Annotated in this window: 14 protein-coding genes; 7 read left to right on the forward strand and 7 right to left on the reverse strand. The window is 44.0% G+C overall.

Annotated elements, in window-relative coordinates:
- The first annotated feature begins 33 nt into the window (after positions 1-33).
- Positions 34-1,062, forward strand: coding sequence for a LacI family DNA-binding transcriptional regulator (locus tag PAENI_RS19310; protein ID WP_149646394.1), 1,029 nt, complete (start codon positions 34-36; stop codon positions 1,060-1,062).
- A gap of 38 nt (positions 1,063-1,100) precedes the next feature.
- Entirely contained in the window at positions 1,101-1,988 is an 888-nt protein-coding gene (locus PAENI_RS19315) for a sugar phosphate isomerase/epimerase family protein (protein WP_149646395.1), read from the forward strand.
- Positions 1,989-2,071: 83 nt separating this feature from the next.
- On the opposite strand, the gene PAENI_RS19320 is transcribed toward PAENI_RS19315, so the two are convergent.
- The 6 genes from PAENI_RS19320 to PAENI_RS19345 all read right to left on the reverse strand — a co-directional run bounded on the left by PAENI_RS19320 (position 2,072) and on the right by PAENI_RS19345 (position 9,438).
- Positions 2,072-2,851, reverse strand: coding sequence for a spermidine synthase (locus PAENI_RS19320; RefSeq protein ID WP_149646396.1), 780 nt, complete (start codon positions 2,849-2,851; stop codon positions 2,072-2,074).
- Positions 2,823-4,322, reverse strand: coding sequence for a response regulator transcription factor (locus PAENI_RS19325; protein ID WP_149646397.1), 1,500 nt, complete (start codon positions 4,320-4,322; stop codon positions 2,823-2,825). The genes PAENI_RS19320 and PAENI_RS19325 overlap by 29 nt, the downstream gene beginning before the upstream one ends.
- Complete coding sequence (locus PAENI_RS19330) at positions 4,323-6,176, reverse strand: cache domain-containing sensor histidine kinase (protein WP_149646398.1); 1,854 nt, start codon at positions 6,174-6,176, stop codon at positions 4,323-4,325.
- A 72-nt stretch (positions 6,177-6,248) separates the two neighbouring features.
- Positions 6,249-7,082 carry a carbohydrate ABC transporter permease gene (locus PAENI_RS19335; RefSeq protein ID WP_149646399.1) on the reverse strand — a complete coding sequence of 278 codons (834 nt, stop codon included), beginning with the start codon at positions 7,080-7,082 and terminating at the stop codon, positions 6,249-6,251.
- A 2-nt stretch (positions 7,083-7,084) separates the two neighbouring features.
- The gene (locus tag PAENI_RS19340; protein WP_042124281.1) at positions 7,085-7,978 is read right to left on the reverse strand and encodes a carbohydrate ABC transporter permease; all 894 of its coding nucleotides are present in this window, start codon (positions 7,976-7,978) and stop codon (positions 7,085-7,087) included.
- A gap of 107 nt (positions 7,979-8,085) precedes the next feature.
- Positions 8,086-9,438 carry an ABC transporter substrate-binding protein gene (locus PAENI_RS19345; RefSeq protein WP_149646400.1) on the reverse strand — a complete coding sequence of 451 codons (1,353 nt, stop codon included), beginning with the start codon at positions 9,436-9,438 and terminating at the stop codon, positions 8,086-8,088.
- A gap of 320 nt (positions 9,439-9,758) precedes the next feature.
- On the opposite strand from PAENI_RS19345, the gene PAENI_RS19350 reads away from it, so the two are divergent.
- The 3 genes from PAENI_RS19350 to PAENI_RS19360 all read left to right on the forward strand — a co-directional run bounded on the left by PAENI_RS19350 (position 9,759) and on the right by PAENI_RS19360 (position 15,666).
- Positions 9,759-12,311: a beta-mannosidase gene (locus PAENI_RS19350; RefSeq protein ID WP_149646401.1), complete on the forward strand. Its 2,553-nt coding sequence runs from the start codon at positions 9,759-9,761 to the stop codon at positions 12,309-12,311.
- A gap of 25 nt (positions 12,312-12,336) precedes the next feature.
- Complete coding sequence (locus tag PAENI_RS19355) at positions 12,337-14,490, forward strand: alpha-galactosidase (protein WP_149646402.1); 2,154 nt, start codon at positions 12,337-12,339, stop codon at positions 14,488-14,490.
- Positions 14,491-14,676: 186 nt separating this feature from the next.
- Entirely contained in the window at positions 14,677-15,666 is a 990-nt protein-coding gene (locus tag PAENI_RS19360; protein WP_410477482.1) for an alpha/beta hydrolase, read from the forward strand.
- A 76-nt stretch (positions 15,667-15,742) separates the two neighbouring features.
- Here the strand turns inward: PAENI_RS19360 and PAENI_RS19365 are convergent, their stop codons facing one another.
- Positions 15,743-16,576, reverse strand: coding sequence for a helix-turn-helix transcriptional regulator (locus PAENI_RS19365; RefSeq protein WP_076283833.1), 834 nt, complete (start codon positions 16,574-16,576; stop codon positions 15,743-15,745).
- Between the two features lie 170 nt (positions 16,577-16,746).
- On the opposite strand from PAENI_RS19365, the gene PAENI_RS19370 reads away from it, so the two are divergent.
- Together PAENI_RS19370 and PAENI_RS19375 are read left to right on the forward strand one after the other, a co-directional pair.
- Positions 16,747-18,798 (forward strand): beta-galactosidase, encoded by a 2,052-nt coding sequence (locus PAENI_RS19370; protein ID WP_149646403.1) that lies wholly within the window; start codon positions 16,747-16,749, stop codon positions 18,796-18,798.
- 180 nt (positions 18,799-18,978) lie between these two features.
- Complete coding sequence (locus PAENI_RS19375; RefSeq protein ID WP_149646404.1) at positions 18,979-19,953, forward strand: phosphotransferase enzyme family protein; 975 nt, start codon at positions 18,979-18,981, stop codon at positions 19,951-19,953.
- Positions 19,954-20,034 lie beyond the last annotated feature (81 nt).

The following is a 20,034-nucleotide window of genomic DNA, read 5'->3' on the forward strand; positions in this document are numbered from 1 at the left end:
TATAGCTCCCTTACTTATAAGTGGGGGAGTACAGTGGACGTAAATATCAAGGATATCGCGCGGATTTCCGGTGTGGGCATCTCGACGGTTTCCAGGGTCATCAACAATAAGGGGCTGGTGAGTAAGGCTACACGGGAAAAGGTTCTGAATGTTGTTAAGGAATACAATTACATTCCCAATTCCAATGCGAGAAATCTAAAAACTACGGAGTCTAAGAACATTGCACTTATGGTTAAGGGGATTACGAATCCGTTCTTCTCCAATATGATCAAAGAAATCGAGCGGCAGGCTAATCTGCGAGGGTACCCTTTCCTCATTCATCAGGTAGAGGATGGAACGGATGAAATTAATGCGGCGATTCAGCTGACCAAAGAAAAGAATCTATGCGGGATCATCTTCATGGGCGGAACTTACAATCATTCCGAAGAGAAATTCAAGCAGCTGACGGTCCCATTTGTACTGACGACGATCACCTCCACACAAGAGGTGGACCCTGATATTTTTTCCAGCGTCACCATTAATGAATTGAAGGAAGCTTATAAGGCCACCATTTACTTGATATCACTTGGGCATGAGAATATTGGTTTTCTAGCCAAGTCCCCATTACTGGATGAAACGACAGGCAACCGGCGTTATTTGGGCTACAAAAAAGCACTGGAAGAACATAATCTGCCTTATGATGCACAGCTTGTGGAAGATTGTGAATACAGTCCTAGCTCTGGATTTGATGCAGCGCGAAGATTGCTTAAAAGGAATAAGGGAGTAACCGCAATATTTGCAGCCTCCGACACGATTGCTATCGGTGCTGCCAAAGCGGTGCTTACCGCAGGGTTGTCTATTCCGGATGATATTTCAATCATTGGCTTTGACGGGATCGAAATGGCTGAATATTTTCATCCTTCACTTGATACGATCAGCCAACCGGGTACAGAAATGGCTTTATCCAGTGTGGGCGTTCTGTTTGATCTAATTTCTGGACGGTCAGGTCATCAGCATATTGTCTACGATGCGGTATTGCTCAAGCGAGGCTCTTGCAAGATGCTCAAAACACTTAAGGTTTAATACTGACTATAAACGCTATCATTGGAGTGGTAACCCAAATGCAAGACACATTGAGAATAGGTACTCTGGTTCGTGGCGGGGAGGCCGTCACCGTGATTCCGCAAATCGTTCAGCATGGTTTTGAATCCTTTAACCTGAACTTTTGGCAGACCACAGGTGAAACCAATCTTGTAGAAACAGCTGCACGACTTAGGGAACTGGCTGCTGAACATGATTTTGTCATCTCTTCTGTTGGGATTTATGGCAATCCACTTTCAGGAACAGGCGACAACGCTGACACACTCGCCAGCTGGGAGCGATTGATTGATCATGCCCATTTATTCGGCACAGATATTATCGGCGGATTCACTGGACGTCTTCCAGGTTCTTCGATTGACGAGTCGATTCCGAGATTTGCAGAGGTGTTTAGTGAATTGTCCAAAAGGGCAGCCGATCGTGGCTTAAGAATTGCTTTTGAAAATTGCTCTATGGGTGGAAACTGGCAGGCCGGAGAGTGGAACATCGCTCACAATCCTTCAGCCTGGGAGAAAATGTTCAATGCTGTACCGGCAGACAATCTGGGGCTGGAATGGGAACCGTGCCACCAGATGATAGGTCTCATTGATCCGATTCCGCAGCTACGCAAATGGGTGAATAAGGTATTCCATGTACATGGCAAGGATGCCACTATTGCCTGGGATATCGTCAAGGAATACGGAATTCACGGACCTAAGCCTTATGTGTGGGACCGGACGCCTGGCTTCGGAGATACGAACTGGGTGGATATCATCTCGATTCTGCGCCAAGCCGGCTATAAGGGAACTATTGATATTGAAGGCTGGCATGATCCTGTCTACCAGGGTGAACTAGAAATGACTGGACAAGTACATGCGCTAAATTATTTGAAGTATTGCCGAGGTGGCAGTTTTGTCCCTAATCCGGTGTAAAGGATATCAGATAGTAACAACCCAAAAATGACCTCAAAATCCACAGTGAAGTGGAGGGTGAGGTCATTTTTATTTGCATAACTTTAATCCCGAATAAGATATCCTTGCCCAAGCTGGATTTCTTTAAAGCCTGCCATGTGGCGAGCTTGAAAGCGGATCGGCTTAAATCCACCTATAATAATGATGTTTTTAATATCCGCAGCCCCATCTGAAGGCAGTGAAAAGGATTTAATATAGGTGAATTCTTCCGCGAGCGTGGTGTGAATCGCGTTAATATGTGGGTCATTTTCACCTTTTCCCATTAGATTCATTAGGAGATACCCTTCGGCATTCAGTTTTGAATACACGATGCTGAAAAATTCACTGGAGATTAAGTGCCTCGGCGTGCCCGCGGCGGTGAAAGCATCCAAGATGATATAATCATATTTCTGTGGTTCTTCACCTTCAAGGATCTGACGTCCGTCCCCGATCACTACGTTATCTTGGTTGTATCCAAAATAGCGGCGGCTTAATTCGACTACTTCACTGTCTAGCTCAGCTACTTTAAATCTTTTGTCTATAAAATGCCCAGCAATCGTTCCAATCCCATGACCAATAAGAAAGGCATCCTCGAAAGAGGGAACATTGCATTCCATCAAGTGAATGATGGCTTGCGGATATTCAAACACAACTCGTTCTGGGTGATTGAGATCCATCGCACCTTGAATGGCCTGATTGGAAAACTGCATGACGCGGAACGCACCTTGTTCACCGTATAGTTCTGTGGTGTCATAGACCGTGATTTCATGATTATCGCTGCTCGTGTGAATCTGTGATTGCAAGTGATCAAACTCCTTATACGATAGAAATTCGTTTATATTCATTGGGTGTAACGCCGACAACACGTTTAAAAAGCTTATTGAAATAGGCAGGATCGCCATATCCAACTTCTGCTCCAATCTCGTGAATCTTTAGGTCAGGGGCATTCTTGAGCAGATGCTTGGCTTTACGTAGCCGGATTTCCGTGATGTAGTCTGTTAATGTAAGTCCAGTCTCTTGTTTGAACAGCTTACTTAAATAGCTTGGTGTCAAAAAAACCATATTCGCTAAGGTGTTCAGATCCGCATGTTGATTATAGTTGGCTGATATCCAGCGCTTTATGGTTTCTACAGCTGTACCGGACATCTCTAGGCGATGGGCTCTGATCTCAAATAGAATGCTTGAGAAATGGTTGGTGAAACTACGCTCGATTTCACTGAAGCTCATACTGACCCCTATACTTTCATCCAGCCCGAGATAGGGTGAACCTTTATAGCGGGTCTCGAATTCTTGCAGTTCTTTCTGTGCAGATTCAACAATCCATCGACAGACACGGAGAATTTGATCGGGCACAGCTTGTTGTGATTTCAGAACTGAGAATAAGTTATGCACGCGTTCTAAAGCACCCTCCATATTCAGGATCTGCAGATCATGGATTAATGGTTCCTTGATCGCATTAAAAGGCTCAAGGATATTTATCTCTGGCTGCTGAATGTTCTGAATATTTGCATAGTGCAATCGGTCAGGATTATAAATGCCGACGCTGCAGGCTAACTTAGCATCTAAATATGCTTGTCTAAGCTTGGCGGTATCATTATAGGAACTGCTAGTACCTACATGCAGTATCATACCATTGGCAGAGATACGGATCCTGTCGCCGATTTCATTCCTATCGCTGTCTGAGAGTTGCTTTGTAGAATACAGGATACAGACATGCAGTCCATTTTGAATCTCTAGGCTGTCGATACTAAATGCCATCTCTTGCCGCAGACGGTCTACACAAAAACAGACGGGTTCTCTTGATCTTCCTTTGAACACAAAAACTGAGAAATAAGGCTGGGGCAAAGTAAGGCTCGACAAAAGCAAAGGTGAAGGGGGCTCGTCGCCTTGAAGAAGGGTCAGTAAGAGACCAGAACGGTGACGTACCTCCTTGTCACGAGAGAACTGCTGCTCTTCCTCCAATTGATAAAGCAGCTCGAATAATTGCTCCTTATCGATTGGCTTTAATAAATAGTCTACTGCAGAGCTGCGTATGGCTTCTCTGGCATAATTAAATTCAACAAATCCACTCATTAGAATGGAGCGGATTTGTGGGTGACTGGCTTTTAATTGTTTAATTAATTCCAAGCCGTTAATTTGCGGCATACGAATATCAGTAATCACAACATCAAGTTGAAGTGAAGGTAACTCGTCAAGTAGATGTTTCCCATCGGAGTAGGTGCCGATGACCAGAAATTCAGTATTTTCTTTGCTGATCATTCGGGCCAGACCTTCGCGGATCAGGATTTCATCGTCAACAATTGCAATACGCAGCAATCAGAGCATCTCCTCTCTGTAATTCATATCATCTTCACTAGGAGTAGTGAAGGTAATGTCCTCAATACGCAGCGTAACACGAGTACCCACTCCGAGCTTACTCTCTACAAGGAGCCCGAATGAGCTGCCGTAATGCAGACGGATCCTTTCATTCACATTTCGTAGGCCAATACCAAACATTTCACTTTCAGTCCCATTTTGCAGACTATTATTTAAGGAACGAAGGGTAGCTGCATCCATACCGATGCCATCATCTTCTACACAGAATACGACATTTCCATGCTCACTCCATGCGGTGATGCTTAAGGTACCGAGACCTACTTTTTGATCTAAGCCATGAAAAACTGCGTTCTCCACAATGGGTTGGAAGACAAGCTTGATTACAGGAAGATGTAGAAATTTCTCAGGCACATCAATGTGTAGATTGAACTTATCTGGAAACCGGATTTGTAGCAGATGATAATAATTTCGTACATGATCCAGCTCTTGTCTGATCGTAACGGCTTCTTCGCTTCGGACAATACTGTAACGCATCTGAAGTCCAAGCAAATAGGTGAGTTTCGCTACACGGGGGTCATCATTGCTCTCTGCCAGCATACGGATAGACTCCAGCGTATTATAAATAAAATGGGGATTGATCTGATTCTGAAGTGCCCTCATATCAGCCTTCTGCTTACGCTTCTCGGTGAGGGATACTTCCTGCAGCAGATCCTTGACCCTTATGATCATTCGATTAAAATGACTGCCAAGCATTCCAATCTCATCATTATATTTGGAGTGCTGCCAGACATCTAGATTACCGTGCTGTACCCGTTTCATTAGACGGACTAAAGATTTAAGGGGTTTGGTCAGCGCATGTGAGATGAACGTCGCAACACAAAGTGCAAAAGCAATAATGATCAGTGTAGTTAATATAAGAGCATTGCGATTCTTCTGTACAGGTGACAGGATCCGGGCCAAAGGAATCGTAACCATAGTCGTCCAACCTGTCTGTTTCGAGACGGTATACACTACAAGATAAGACTGGCCATTCATTTCTATTTGAAAATGATCCTGTTGCTGATTCACATGCTGCAGCAAAAGCTGCGTGTTCAGACTTTGCCCCTCGCCGGTTTGCATCGAATTTGAGGTGTCTTCGCCGTCATAGATCAGTTCTCCGGTATTATCTACAATTAGTGTGTTGCCTTGTGTAACTGCGTTTACGGGATCGATGATCCCCTTAAACAAGTTGATGTCTACATCAAATACGAGAATTCCTATATTATCTAGCGTGCTTACAGAATTAATGGTACGAAGTACACTGAAAACCTCTCTATGGACATTGGAGTTTATACGTATCGTATGTCTGCCTTGAATGACAGGAGCGGCCCCAGCTTCTTCACTTAAGGTTCTCCATTCGGCTAGTCGTTCTTCAGGATACAGCTCGTGAATCCCGGGGACTCTATCATAAAAAACAGAACCGTACTGATCCACCATGTACACGGCGATGATCTCTTCCTTCGTATGCTTCAAGTAGCTCAGGAACATCGCCATGCCAGTACTTTTATCCCAGTCGGTATTTTGTTGAGTTAGGTAGAATTGTACATCGGTGTTATACAGCGGTAGCGCTGTGTATCTTTTTAGATCGGCAACATAACGGTCAATGGTATCAGAGGCATTCGATGTCATTTGGTTCGCGCCTTCCGTTGCATTCACAAGAACAGAATTGAACATGGAGCGGGAGGACAAATAACTAACATAAGTGATTGGAAGCGAGATCAGAAAGACAAATACGACGATCAGTTTTCGCTCCATCGGAAGATTGGCAAGGAACAACCACATTTTTCGTAAGGCTAGCCGGATGAATGATACCATTTGCGTTGTTCCTTTCTTAAAGAGGTTGTTCAAAAAGTCGACTTTTTGAACTCGCACTTAAAGTGAACTGCCTTATTTAACTGCGCCGCTGGTTACGCCTTCAAAGATGTAACGTTGTAGGAAGAAATATAGAATTATTGTGGGGAGCAGGATAAGCAGAATGGCCGCACAGATCAAATTCCATTCGCCCGAATTGACCCCTTGAAAACGCATCAGGATCGTCGTAACTACGCCCAGGCTTTGTTTTGGCATATATAGATAAGGGATGTACATGTCATTATAGATACTAATCGTCTTCAAGATAATCAAAGTAGCCGTAGCCGGCGTCAATAATGGAAAAATAATCGAGCGATAGATTTTAAAAAGAGATGCACCTTCTACCATCGCGTTCTCATCTAGATCCACGGGAATGTTACGGATAAATTGCAAATAAAGAATAATTTGAATCACATCTGCTCCGATATATAGCACGATAGGGGCGCCGAGTGTATTATAAAGCCCCATGCTTTTGATGATACCAAAAGTGGCTACTTGCGTCGTGATGCTAGGAATGATAGTAGCTATTAGATAAGCACCAAAGACAACAGGTTTTAATTTAAAAGAGAAGCGTCCCAGTACAAATGCTACCATAGTTCCAAATAGAATGTTCAGAATTAAAGTAACAGCAATAATAATTAATACATTACCAAATCCGTTAAGTAAACCTCCACGCTGGAACACCGCAATGAAATTATCGAAATTAAAAAAGCTTTTTGGCAGTGCCATGGAGCTACTACTGTTAAATTCATCAGTCGATTTGAAGGCATTTACGATAACTACATAAGGAGGGAAAAGCACGACAAATACGCCGATGATTAGCGAGAAGTATTTAATAACATCTGTAAAGCGGAATTTGGAGTTTGTCATGTCTATTTGTCTCCTCCCCGGCTAAGAACTAGTTGCTGTATTAATAGTACGATGACGACAAAGAAGAGCAAGATAATACTCATGGCAGAAGCGAGACCATAGTTGTTGTAAGCAAATGCAGTGTCTACAACTTTCTGTACGTAAGTTTCGCTGGCGCCTGCAGGACCACCCTTGGTCAATACGAACGGGAGATCAAAGACTTCCAGTGCTCCTGTGACGGTAAGAAATAAGTTAAGCTGAATGACTGGCTTCATATTCGGTAAAGTAATTCTCCAAAGGGTTTGGAAAGGTCCAGCACCATCAATCTTTGAAGCCTCATAGATATCGTTTGGTATGGCCTGCAAGGAGGCGATGTAGATGACCATGTTATAACCCATGAAACGCCAAAATCCTGTGGATGCCAGAGAATAGTTGACCAGTCCTTCTGTTCCAAGCCAGCTGGTCTGTCCTAGTCCGGTTAGACCGATGCTATTCAGGAACATATTCAGAGATCCGTTAGTAGTGTCAAAGACATAACCAAACATAAAAGCAACGGCAACTCCGTTCATGATGTAAGGAAGGAAAAGTAAGATTCGGAATGCGTTTTTCCCTTTGAGCTTACTATTCAGAACAACCGCAAAATAAATGGCGACTATGTTCTGAATAATTCCCATAGCGAAGTAAGCAAAGTTATGTGTAAATACTTTGAAAATATCAGGATTAGAGAAGACCTCGCGGTAATTAGCAAGTCCGACCCATGGTTTCTCTGGGCTATAGCCATCCCAATTGGTGAAACTGTAATAGATCAGCTTAAGCGCTGGATAATACGTGAATGTCGCAAGGAGCAACAATGGGATCGTAAGGAATGATACAATGATTATCATTTTTTGTTTGTTATAGGAAAGTGTTCCGAACATCGCTAGCCCTTCTTTCATAAAAGCTTGGTATGGAAAGGCAAAATGGACTATCCGTAAGGGCGATAATCCATTTTGCACCGTGTTGTACTTCTGGTCAAAAGTTTGTATTAATAGCCGAGATCTTTCTTAGCTTTAGCCCAGGCTTTATTCCATTTGTCTAATACAGTTTGTGGATCTTTGGCAAGCACAAATTCCTGTACAACAGCAGGGAGATCTAATTGTGCCTTGTTGCCGATTTCTGTAACCTTCGCATCGTCAACAGTTCCTTCTACTAACTCTACTCCGGTAGCTTGGAATTCTTTTAGCTGAGCCAGATTAGATTCTTTTCCTTTTAGTGGGGAGATAAAGCCCGCGAAGTCCTCATAGCCGGAATCCTCAATCATCCATTTTACGAAAGCTTTGGCAGCTTCTAAATTTTTGCTGTTTTTAGCAACAGCATAGAAGAAGTCAGGGCTAAGAGTAGCGGATGGTTTACCTGAATTGTCATAAGGGAACGGGAAGAAGCCAACATCGTCTGAAGGAGCTCCTACTCCAATAACTTGGTTAATGACCCAGTTGCCGAGATAGTACATGGCGAACTTACCAGAAGCGATGTCTTTTTTCGATTGCTCCCAGTTGGTGGAGTTGATGTCTTTTTCCAGATACCCTTTTTCGTTGAGCTCCTTGAGCAGGCTAAAGGCTTTACCATAGCCGTTGTCCATGGTAAATGGTGTTTCAGAGTTCAGCTTCTCATTAGGGAAGTCGGGGTTGCCTGCAATTAGGCGCGGAGTGTCATAAGCCCATGTACCCAGTGGCCATTTATCTTTGAAGTTAGAGGACAGCGGAATGACACCCTTTGCTTTCAGCTTTTCGCAGGCAGCCAGGAATTCATCCCAAGTCTTAGGGGTTTCTGTGATGCCAGCATCCGTAAATGCTTTTTTGTTATAAACAATCCCAGATGTAGAGTTCCCTGTGGTAATTCCGTACAGCTTGCCATCAAAGGATTTGAAGTCTTTAAAGGTGATTTGATCGTTCAGGCCGAGATCATCCAGTGAAGCGAAGTATTTCGGTAGGTCGGAGTTAGGAATGGTAGGAATGAACATAACGTCAGGAAGCTCGCCGCTGGCCATTCTGACTTTAGCCTGTTGATTATAGTCGGTCTGGGAAGCCTCGAATTCGACTTTAACGTTCGGGTATTTTTCATTAAAGCGCTTTAAATATTCATCGTATTCTTTGCCAATCATGTCTGTTCTGTTAGTCAGGAAGGTAATTTTGCCGCTAATGTCAGCTCCTGCTGCAGGTTCGGCTGTTGCGTTGCTTGTCGTGTCACCGCCGGTAGTCTCTGTGTTAGTTGCTGCGGGCTTATCGGTTGCAGAAGCCCCGTTATTGGTGCTGTTGCCATTGTTCGAGCCACAGCCAGCCAGCGTTGATGATAAAACCATAACCATAACAAAAGATAACGAAAATAACTTATTTCTCATAACTTAATCCCCTTTTCATTATTTTGTTAGCGTTTACATGAACATTATAGCTTTAAATAAAGCGTTTAGAAATGTATTGTATTATTATTTATTGTCTTTATTTGTTTTGTTTGAACGATTATAATTAGTGTATACCTAACGAATGGATAACAAAATACCAAAAACAACAAGTGGATTCAATGAAATGCTAGAAGAGGTATGTTATTTTGAAGGATGAATAGGCTTACAAAACTTAAGCAGACGCTTTCGAAGTGAGTTTTGTACGAAGTCACTTGGAGAAGCATATGCTCTACAAAACATTTAGCAATTAGGAGGATATTATGAAACATCTAGAGATGAATCTTGCGAAGTGGGAATTTAGAAGCTGTGGTGACGAGGAGTGGCTTCCGGCTACTGTGCCAGGCACGGTCCATACGGATTTACTGAAGAACGGAAAGATTGAAGATCCCTTCTATGGAACAAATGAACATAACCTACAGTGGATTGATAAGAAGGATTGGGAATATCAAACCACTTTGCAGCTTGGTGAAGAGTGGTTGGAGCTTACTTGCACAGAACTGATTTTTGAAGGTCTTGATACATATGCAGACGTGTATGTGAATAATGTACATGTGCTCGCTGCAGACAATATGTTTTTGGCGTGGAGAGTGGATGTTAAAGATCAGTTGAAGATTGGTGAAAACCATATACTAGTGAGATTCCGCTCTGTAGTTAAAGAGGATCTACCTAAGCTAGAGAAGCAGGGGTATGCGTTACCTGCACCGAATGATCAATCCGAGCTTGGGGGACTAGAGGAACAGCGGATTAGTGTTTTTGCCCGCAAAGCACCTTATCATTACGGCTGGGATTGGGGTCCGCGTTTCTTGACTAGTGGAATATGGCGTAAAGCGGCCCTTAAGGGACGTGATTCAGTTCAAATCATAGATCTCTATATCCGCCAAAATGTGATCACAAAGGAAGAGGCTCAATTAACCGCAATTATTGAAGTAGATGCTCCTGCGGCATGGGAGGGAATGCTGCGAATGAGTGCTGATGGTTTAGAGTCGATGCAAGCGGTTTCCTTAAAGAGTGGCAAGCAACAAATAGAGATGGATATCGTGGTAGATCAGCCGCAGCTCTGGTGGTGTAGAGGGCTGGGCGAGCCACATTTATATACATTCCAAGCGGATTTGGTGAAAGGTAAGGAAGTTGAAGTTAGCAAAAGTGTAAGAACCGGTCTCCGCAGCATTCAATTGATTCGGGAGCGTGATGCGAAAGGGACTTCATTTTCTTTTGTACTGAATGGTGTGTCGGTCTTCGCCAAAGGTGCCAATCATATTCCGAATGATAGCTTCATCACAGAAGTAACTGAGGAGCGGTATCGGCATGAAATTGCCACGGCCGCAGAATCAAACATGAATATGCTGCGAGTGTGGGGCGGCGGTTTTTATGAAGAGGAGATATTTTACAAGCTCTGTGATGAATACGGGCTGTTGGTCTGGCAGGACTTCATGTTCGCTTGCAGCATGTATCCGGGGGATGAAGCGTTTCTTGCGAATGTGAAGAAAGAAGCTGAGTATAACGTCAAAAGATTGCGCAATCATCCCTGCATCGCCCTATGGTGTGGCAATAACGAGATTGATTCGGCCTGGTCACAGTTCGAGGAAAATATGGGCTGGGGCTGGAAAGAAAAACTCAGCGCGGAGCAAAGAGCTACAATGTGGGCTGATTATGAGGAAATATTCCACCGGATTCTACCGGAGGCTGTAGCCGCGTTCCATCCAGGTGTGGACTATTGGCCGTCTTCACCGATGCGGAATTTGACTGGAGATATGAATCAACATGCGACGCGGATTGTGGGCGATGGGGATGTGCATTACTGGGGCGTGTGGCACGGGATTGAGCCTTTTGAGAATTATAATACCAAGGTTGGCCGCTTTATGAGTGAATACGGATTCCAGTCGTTCCCGGAACTGAAGACCGTAATGAGCTATGCTGAAGAGCAGGATTTGGAGCTTACCTCAGAGGTGATGCTGGCGCATCAGAAGAATGGACGCGGAAATCTGTTGATCAAGGAATATATGGATATGTATCTGCCGCAGCCGAAGGAATTTAAAGCATTTCTGTATATGAGTCAAATTCTGCAGGCCGAAGCGATTCGAATCGCGATTGAAAGTCACAGAAGAAATAAACCTTACTGTATGGGCACTTTATACTGGCAGATGAATGATTGCTGGCCGGTCGCCTCTTGGGCGGGGATGGATTACAACGGACGCTGGAAAGCATTGCAATATACCGTGCGCTCAAGCTTTCAAGATGTTCTGTTGTCTATTGACGGTACAGACCGTGAGCGGATTGACGTTCATGTCGTATCTGATTTAAGAACAGCAGTCACCGCTGATTTGGGGCTTAAATTGTATCAGTTTAACGGTTCGGTACTGCGAGAGTGGACACATCCCGTTGAGCTGGGAGCCGATTCAGCGGCTATCGTATTCTCGTCTCCATTGGCGGAACTGTTAGAAGGTCATGGATCGAACGATGTATTGCTTGAGATCAGCTTGCAGGCTAATGGCGAGATGATAGATCGTAAGGTGCACTATTTTATCCCGGAAAAAGAAATTCGGTTGCAGCGTTCAGTAATTAACATAACGGAAACTCCAGATAGCGGAGGTCTAAGCTTCATTGTGACAAGCGATGTATTAGCTAGAGGCGTATACCTGACCTCAGAAGATGAAGGAATATTCTCTGACAATTACTTTGATCTTCTCCCAGGGCAGCCCAAGACGATAACGTTCTCGGAACGCGGAAACGATGGAAGGGACTGGATTCCAGGCGCTCCTAAGGGACTGAAGGTTCAATCGATGGTTGATTTTGTGAGCGAAGATTTACTGTAAATCTTAAGGAGAGAAGGACTATCGCATGGGGATTTCAATTCAGGAAGATAAGGAATTATTCCATTTACAAAGTGCGGGGATGAGTTATATTCTTCAGCTGGTCAATGATTATCCGGCACATGTGTATTGGGGCAAAAAGCTGCGTAGCGACAGCAATTTGGACGACCTATTGAATCTGGGAGGAAATACGGGACTTGACCGACTGCCGCAGGAATATCCACAATACGGCACGGGAGATTTCAGAACGCCTGCTTATCAAGTTCGGCTTGAAGACGGCACTCGTATCACGGAATTGAAATACAGTGGGTATCGCGTAATGGAGGGGAAACCAGCACTTGCCGGGTTGCCTTCAGTATATGTAGAGTCTGACCAAGAAGCACAGACGCTAGAGCTTACGCTTAGGGATGATTACGCCAAGCTAACTGTTATTTTACGATATACCATATATGAGCATTCCAACGTAATTACCCGCTCGGTCGAGTTCGCAAATGATGGAGAAACACAACTGCGATTACAGCGTGCATTGAGTGCGAGTGTGGATTTCTCGTCTGGCGAAATGGATATGATCTATTTGGCAGGAGCTTGGTCAAGAGAAGGTAATCTGACGCGCAGACGTCTGGTGCAAGGTGGTACAACCATTGGGAGCCGCAGAGGGATGAGCAGCCACCAGTTAAATCCATTTGCTGCGCTGGTGAAACCTGAAACGGATGAGAATCATGGAGAGGCCTACGGCTTCAGTCTTGTATATAGTGGAGGCTTTGAAGCTGAGGCAGAGGTCGATTCCTTTGGGATGACACGGTTTACGATGGGGCTGAACGCTTTTGATTTCTCTTGGCTGCTGGAACCTGGGGAACACTTCCAAACCCCAGAGGTAGTTATGGTGTATTCATCTGAGGGGATCGGGGAAATGTCGAGAACCTATCACCGCTTGTACCGGACTCGTTTGTGCAGAGGATTATATAGAGATAAGGAACGACCGATCTTGGTCAATAACTGGGAAGCCACCTATTTCAACTTCAATGCGGACAAACTGGAGTCCATTGCGGCCGAAGGAGCGAAGCTTGGGATTGAACTATTCGTGCTGGATGATGGCTGGTTTGGCAAAAGAGACGCTGACAACTCCTCTCTCGGAGACTGGGTGGAGGATCTACGCAAGCTTCCAGGCGGATTGTCTGATGTCGCCCAACGCGTGAACCATCTAGGCTTGCAGTTCGGACTCTGGTTCGAACCGGAAATGATCTCGCCAGACAGTGAGCTCTACCGGAAGCATCCCGACTGGTGTCTGCATGTGCCAGGACGCCGTCGTAGCGAAGCCCGCTGGCAGCTGGTGCTCGATTATACGCGAGAAGATGTAAGGCAGTACATCTATAAATCGTTAAGTCGAATTTTCACTACCGTGCCGATTAGTTATGTGAAATGGGATATGAACCGTTGTTTAACGGAGATCGGCTCTGCAGAATTACCCTCTGAACGCCAAGAGGAAACTGCACATCGTTATGTGCTAGGTTTGTATGTACTATTGGAGCGAATAACTTCAGAGTTTCCACATATTTTGTTCGAGAGCTGCTGTAGTGGTGGTGGCCGTTTCGATCCAGGCATGCTACATTACATGCCGCAGACCTGGACCAGTGACGATACTGATGCTGTAGAACGGCTTAAGATTCAGTACGGAACAAGTCTGGTGTATCCGGTTAGTTCCATAGGCGCGCATGTGTCCGCTGTGCCGTATCATCAGGTAGGACGGATCACCCCGCTGTCCTTTCGTGGTGATGTAGCTATGTCCGGTAATTTTGGTTACGAGCTGGATCTTACGAAGTTTACAGACGAAGAGAAGGAGCTTGTGAAGGAACAGGTTGCGAACTATAAACAGATCCGCAGTCTTGTTCAGCAGGGCAATCTGTATCGTCTGCAAAGCCCGTTCGAGGGTAACGAGACGGCATGGATGTTCGTCTCAGACGATCAGCATGAAGCACTCATTTATTACTTCCGGGTAATGGCTGTGCCGCACCCGCCACGCCGCAGCTTGAAGCTGAATGGCTTGAATCCGGAGCTGAATTATACTCTGGAGGCAAGCGGAGAGGTCTACGGTGGCGACCGTCTAATGCAGGTCGGTCTGGCACTGCCGGACATTCAGCAGGATTATGTTAGCGGATGCTTTAAATTGAAGGTGCAGGAATAGATAATTTATTTCAAAAGGAAACAAGCCATGAGCTCGGCTCTTGGCTTGTTTTTTGTGCTGGTATAAGTGGATTTTGACTGTTCATGCTCAGTTCATGTTAACGTCATGGGGAGTACATCTTCATTGGTTAGTCTTACCTTAGCAGTCGGATAGGGCAGTCCAATACACAGAGGATGACAGGAGAAGATACGAGTGAAAATAAAAGAGGGAATAACAACGAAGGTGGGCACGAGAACAAGTAAAATATTAAACATAGTACTTAAAGTAATAGGGGCAGTAATCATCGCAATTATGCTTTTTCTCGCCATTGTATATACAGTTAATCTGATTAGCAACAAATCGGAACAAAGAAAAATAGAACCCTATGGTCAGTTAGTACCTGTAGATGGAAAAAATATGAATGTTTTGATTCAAGGACAAGGCGAAGAAACAGTTGTGCTATTACCAGGCTATGGTACAGCAGCACCAGCTCTTGATTTTAAAGCATTAATAGATGAGCTATCACCGTTTTATAAAGTTGTCATGATTGAGCCTTTTGGGTATGGATTAAGTGATCTGACCAAAAAGGAGCGCAGCACAGAGAATATTGTAAGTGAAATTCATGAAGCTTTACAGGGTCTTAATATTGACCGTTATATTCTAATGGGCCACTCCATTTCGGGCATTTACGGACTTGATTATGTTAACAAATATGAAAATGAAGTAAGTGCATTTGTCGGGCTCGATAGCAGTGTTCCATCGCTAAGTGAGAGGAAGATTGAAGCTTCGGCATTAAGAACTTTAAATCTACTCAAAAAATCAGGTCTCGTCAGACTGCAAATGAAACTAAGTGCTGACCCCATTGCTGAACTACCGTTAGATGATACAACAAAAGATCAAATAAGAATGATTAATCATAAAAACATATACAATCCAACCCAATTAAATGAAGCCGGAAGTATGTATTCTAATTTTAAAACAGCTGAAAGTTTAACCTTTCCCAAAAATCTTCCTGTAATTTTCTTTGTGCAAGCGAATCATCCAGCAACGGATAGATGGATACCAGAGCATGAAAAGCAAGTAAAAGACTCTGTACGTGGAAAAGTGATGACATTTGAAGAAGGTCATTATTTATATCGTACTAAAGCAAAAGAGATCGTAGAAAACTTCAGAGTATTTATGGAAGAAGCTAAGTAAATGACTGTTGAGCCGAACGAACTTCAGGGTTTTCTCTGATTGTCGTTCGGTTTTTTCTCGTTTAACGTTTAAGGAATTATGATCCAAAAGCCTGACGGTACTTTACGGGGGACATCCCCTCGAACGTTCTGAACACTTTAATGAAATAGCTGGACTGGGCAAAACCGGACTGAGTCGCAACCTGAGCAATAGAGAGTCCAGTAGAAACCAGTAGAAGCTTGGCTCTGGCCAGTCGACAATCCGTTAAATAACGGTTTGGTGTTTTACCCATAACCATTCGGAACAGCCGTAGAAAATGATAGCTGCTATACCCGGTTAGTCTTGCCATCGACTCCAGTGACCAAGGTCGAGCACATTCGACATGAATGATATCTGCGGCACTGCGGATAGACTGCCTGACCTCGTGCGGTACTGAGCCGTGAAGCGGTTCGGAGTTCTGCAGCAATTTCACTAGAAGCTCGTACAGAAGCGCGGATAGTCTTGGCTCACTACGTGTTACATAGGAAGCGCTCAGCAAATACATTTCCTCGAATAGCTCGTCCAGCTTAGCGTCCAAATCAAAAGTGAACAGGTATGCACTAGACTGGTCCACTTCTTCTAATAAGGGGAGTACAATTTGAGTGCTAAAATGAACCCAACGAACATCCCAAGGCTCTCCGGGATCAGAGCCGTACTGCTGGTAGGCGCCTTTAGGGTAAAGAAACCCTCGTCCTCTGCTCATCGGAATACGTTCGCCCTCATGGAATACATAACCCTCCCCACCAAAGATTAAATGCAGGTTATAGCTTCCCAGGAATCCTTCACTTCTTCTCTCGGTATGCTGTGGAAAGTGACTGTAATGTCCCAAAAATTCAGGATAACAGACATATTTTGAAAAAGCTGGCGTCGGCAAATACCATTGTTTCTTCATGTTATATGGCACTCATTTCTGTCGCGCATCAGAGCGCTAGTTGGATTAAGGTAATTAACGCAAGATAGTTATATGATCGCAATATTTTGTTATATAAGCCTTATTAACACTGATAATACAATAGAATTATAAAATACTGAAAGCATATTTTTAATACTTTGGAGGTAATCATGAAGAAACCTGTCGCAACAGAAAAATTCGAGCTTGGCGTCTGTTATTATCCGGAACACTGGCCGGAAAGCATGTGGGAGGACGATTATCGCCGAATGCGAGAACTAGGCTTTACAATCATTCGGATCGGGGAGTTTGCTTGGTCTATTTTTGAACCAGTCCAGGGTGAATTTCAGTTCGGGCTCTTTGATCGGGCGATTGATTTAGCTCATAAACATGGTCTTCAGGTTGTGCTCGGTACGCCGACGGCAACACCTCCAGCTTGGCTGACCCATAAGTATCCAGAAGTATTAAACGTGACGTATGAAGGTGTTACCCTCCAGCATGGCATGCGCCGTCATTATAATTACAGTAGCCCCAAATATCGTGAGCTGTGTGCTCGGATTACGGAACAGATGGCTGAACATTATGGTAATCATCCAGGTGTGGTCGGTTGGCAAATTGATAATGAGCTCAACTGCGAGATCAGTGAATTTTATTCAGAGAGTGACCATAAGGCTTTCCGGGAATGGCTGCAGCAGAAATATGTCACGCTTGAGCGGCTAAACGAGGCTTGGGGGGCTGTTTTTTGGAATCAGAGTTATAGTGATTGGTCTCAGGTGTATCTTCCGCGTCCTACCCCGTCACCCAAGCAGCCCAATCCCCATCAGGCTTTGGATGAAAAGCGGTTTATATCGGACAATACGATTTCTTTTGCCAAAAACCAAGCGGACATCATCCGTAAACTTGCCCCTAAGCAGTGGGTAACAACGAACGGTCTGTTCGGGCATCTCGACAGCCATGAATTGACGGATGAATTACTGGATTTCTTCAGCTATGATTCCTATCCGCAGTTCTCGACTATTTTTTATGATCCGAATGAGCGGAATCCGCTGAATGACAGAGGCTGGGGACTTTCATTATCTGTTGTCCGTTCTATTTCCCCTAATTTCTGTATTATGGAGCAGCAGTCGGGACCGGGTGGCTGGGTGAACCGGATGGATATGCCTTCTCCGAAGCCGGGACAGATGCGGTTATGGACCTATCAATCGATCGCTCATGGCGCAGATATGGTGCTGTATTTCCGCTGGCGGACAGCCACGATGGGCAATGAAATTTATTGGCATGGCATTAACGACTACCATAACCAGCCCAACCGAAGAGTACGGGAAGCGGGACAGATTGGTCAAGAGCTGGCGGGGGCAGGGCAAGTACTTATCGGCACCCGTAATCAGGCTAATGTTGCTATTATTCGTGATTATGCTAATGAGTGGGATGGAGAGTATGATGTGTGGCATGGTCCATTTATGTGGAAGAGCAATAAGGAGTGGTATAAGGCACTCCAGCGGAAGCATATCCCGAATGACGTACTCTATTTACGCAAAAAGACGACGCTGGAAGAGCTCGCGCGGTACGATGTGCTTATCTATCCTCACCCGGCAATTATGACAGATGAGACAGCATCGCTTCTGGATGAATACGTTCAGCAAGGTGGAAAACTGATCTTCGGATGCAGAACCGGCTATAAGGATGAACGCGGCCAATGCTATATGCGTCCTTTCCCAGGTGCTGCTAGAGATCTATGCGGGATCACAGTCGAAGAATTCACAATGGTTAAAGGTAGTCGTCAGCCAACGACGATTAGCTGGTCGGGTGCGGCAGAAGTGGTTACTGGGGCAGATGATTTTAATGATATTCTCCGGATTGAGGATGATTCGGTCGAAGTCATGGCGGTCTATGCCTCGGACTATTATGCGGGAAAACCGGCGGTTACAAGAAATCGTCGCGGCAAAGGCGAGGTTTGGTATTACGGAGCAGTCTTTAATGAACAAGCAGCGTCCATAATCATAGATCAAGTCAGCCTGCAGTCGCCAGTAGATTGGCTGGTGCTCCCTGAAGATGTAGAGCTGCAAGTTCGTAACGGGACTTCTTCCAGTTATACTTTTTTGCTTAATTATAGTGAAGCTCCTGTCGCGATCCATCTTCATGAGACCAAAATGGATTTACTGAGCGGGACAACGTTATCGGGTGAGGTTACTATGGAAGGCTTCGGTGTATTGATATTACATTAACGCTATGAATAAATAATGATATTAATGGAGTTGCGTATTAGAGAACTAATATGTAACTCTATTTTTTTATAGAAGATATTCAAAAGGATACTTTTTAAATATAGTTATTAATTCCAACAAAATACAACGAGCAACAGGTACAATATAAAGAATATTCTAGATTTGAAGGAGGGAAGTCTTATGATCATTGAAGCTGAGAAAGTATTGTTGCAGTATTCGTTCATTGATCCCATCATTGAATTCATTAGACATAATGAGAATATTACATTTAAAGTGACCGACAAAACGGATAACAAGAATTATTTGTTACGTATACATAAACCAATATCTGAAGGGTTCTCAGGCTTACAACATACTCGAGATGGATTACAGGCAGAAATGTTTTTTCTGCGAGAAATCGATCAGAAGAACATACTAAAAGTTCAAAGACCTGTTCTAAATCAAAAAGGGGAACTGGTTACTGAATATAGTTCGGAGCAATTTGGGGCTAGTTTGGCCACTCTTTTAGAATGGATCGAAGGCTCGACGCTAACCCAAGATGAAGATAACATTGAACAGATTGTTTATAGATTAGGTAGAAATCTTGCTAGTTTACATGAATTCTCACGAACGCTAATGCCCTTGGAGTTACATAGACCTGTATACAATGTCACAAAGATTGATGAAACTTTAATAGAACTTGGAAAGGGAACAGACAATGGAGCCCTTATTCAGGAGGATTACGAAGTTATTAGTAGCGTTCTACTCGTAGTAAAAGAACAATTAGCAGAACTAGACGCTAGGGATAACTCATGGGGATTCATTCATGCTGATTTTCAACTGGGCAATGTCGTTGTGTCAGAACAAAATCCTATCTTAATAGATTATTGTTTATTTGGTTATGGTTACTACCTGTTTGATTTGGGCTCTGCATCTTCCATGTTGAAAAGTGAGCTCCGCAAAACGCTTTTGGAGGGTTATGCTTCTAGATCAAGCTTTTCGCTTGATGAGATTCGGTACATTGAAGGACAAATATTTATGGATATTTTTATTAGTTACGTATTTTTTATTCATGACTCTGAGAGGAACGGTTGGATAAAAGAGCATGCCTCCAAAATATGCAGTACCCTATGCCTCGATTTTCTTGAGGGGAAAGAGGTATATTATTCGTTTTAACGATGGTGTGATATTCTAATGGGGAATGAAAAATGAAGGGACTGAACTATGCGCAGAGATCATTATTTTTAAACCAATTAT

Source organism: Paenibacillus sp. B2(2019) (genome assembly GCF_008370385.1).
GTDB lineage: Bacteria > Bacillota > Bacilli > Paenibacillales > Paenibacillaceae > Paenibacillus_AQ.

Excerpts from the sequence above, each read along its gene's own strand:
- PAENI_RS19315 (WP_149646395.1), top strand. The coding sequence starts at position 1,101 with ATGCAAGACACATTGAGAATAGGTACTCTGGTTCGTGGCGGGGAGGCC.
- PAENI_RS19320 (WP_149646396.1), bottom strand. The coding sequence starts at position 2,851 with ATGAATATAAACGAATTTCTATCGTATAAGGAGTTTGATCACTTGCAA.
- PAENI_RS19330 (WP_149646398.1), bottom strand. The coding sequence starts at position 6,176 with ATGGTATCATTCATCCGGCTAGCCTTACGAAAAATGTGGTTGTTCCTT.
- PAENI_RS19335 (WP_149646399.1), bottom strand. The coding sequence starts at position 7,082 with ATGACAAACTCCAAATTCCGCTTTACAGATGTTATTAAATACTTCTCG.
- PAENI_RS19340 (WP_042124281.1), bottom strand. The coding sequence starts at position 7,978 with ATGTTCGGAACACTTTCCTATAACAAACAAAAAATGATAATCATTGTA.
- PAENI_RS19345 (WP_149646400.1), bottom strand. The coding sequence starts at position 9,438 with ATGAGAAATAAGTTATTTTCGTTATCTTTTGTTATGGTTATGGTTTTA.
- PAENI_RS19350 (WP_149646401.1), top strand. The coding sequence starts at position 9,759 with ATGAAACATCTAGAGATGAATCTTGCGAAGTGGGAATTTAGAAGCTGT.
- PAENI_RS19355 (WP_149646402.1), top strand. The coding sequence starts at position 12,337 with ATGGGGATTTCAATTCAGGAAGATAAGGAATTATTCCATTTACAAAGT.
- PAENI_RS19365 (WP_076283833.1), bottom strand. The coding sequence starts at position 16,576 with ATGAAGAAACAATGGTATTTGCCGACGCCAGCTTTTTCAAAATATGTC.
- PAENI_RS19370 (WP_149646403.1), top strand. The coding sequence starts at position 16,747 with ATGAAGAAACCTGTCGCAACAGAAAAATTCGAGCTTGGCGTCTGTTAT.
- PAENI_RS19375 (WP_149646404.1), top strand. The coding sequence starts at position 18,979 with ATGATCATTGAAGCTGAGAAAGTATTGTTGCAGTATTCGTTCATTGAT.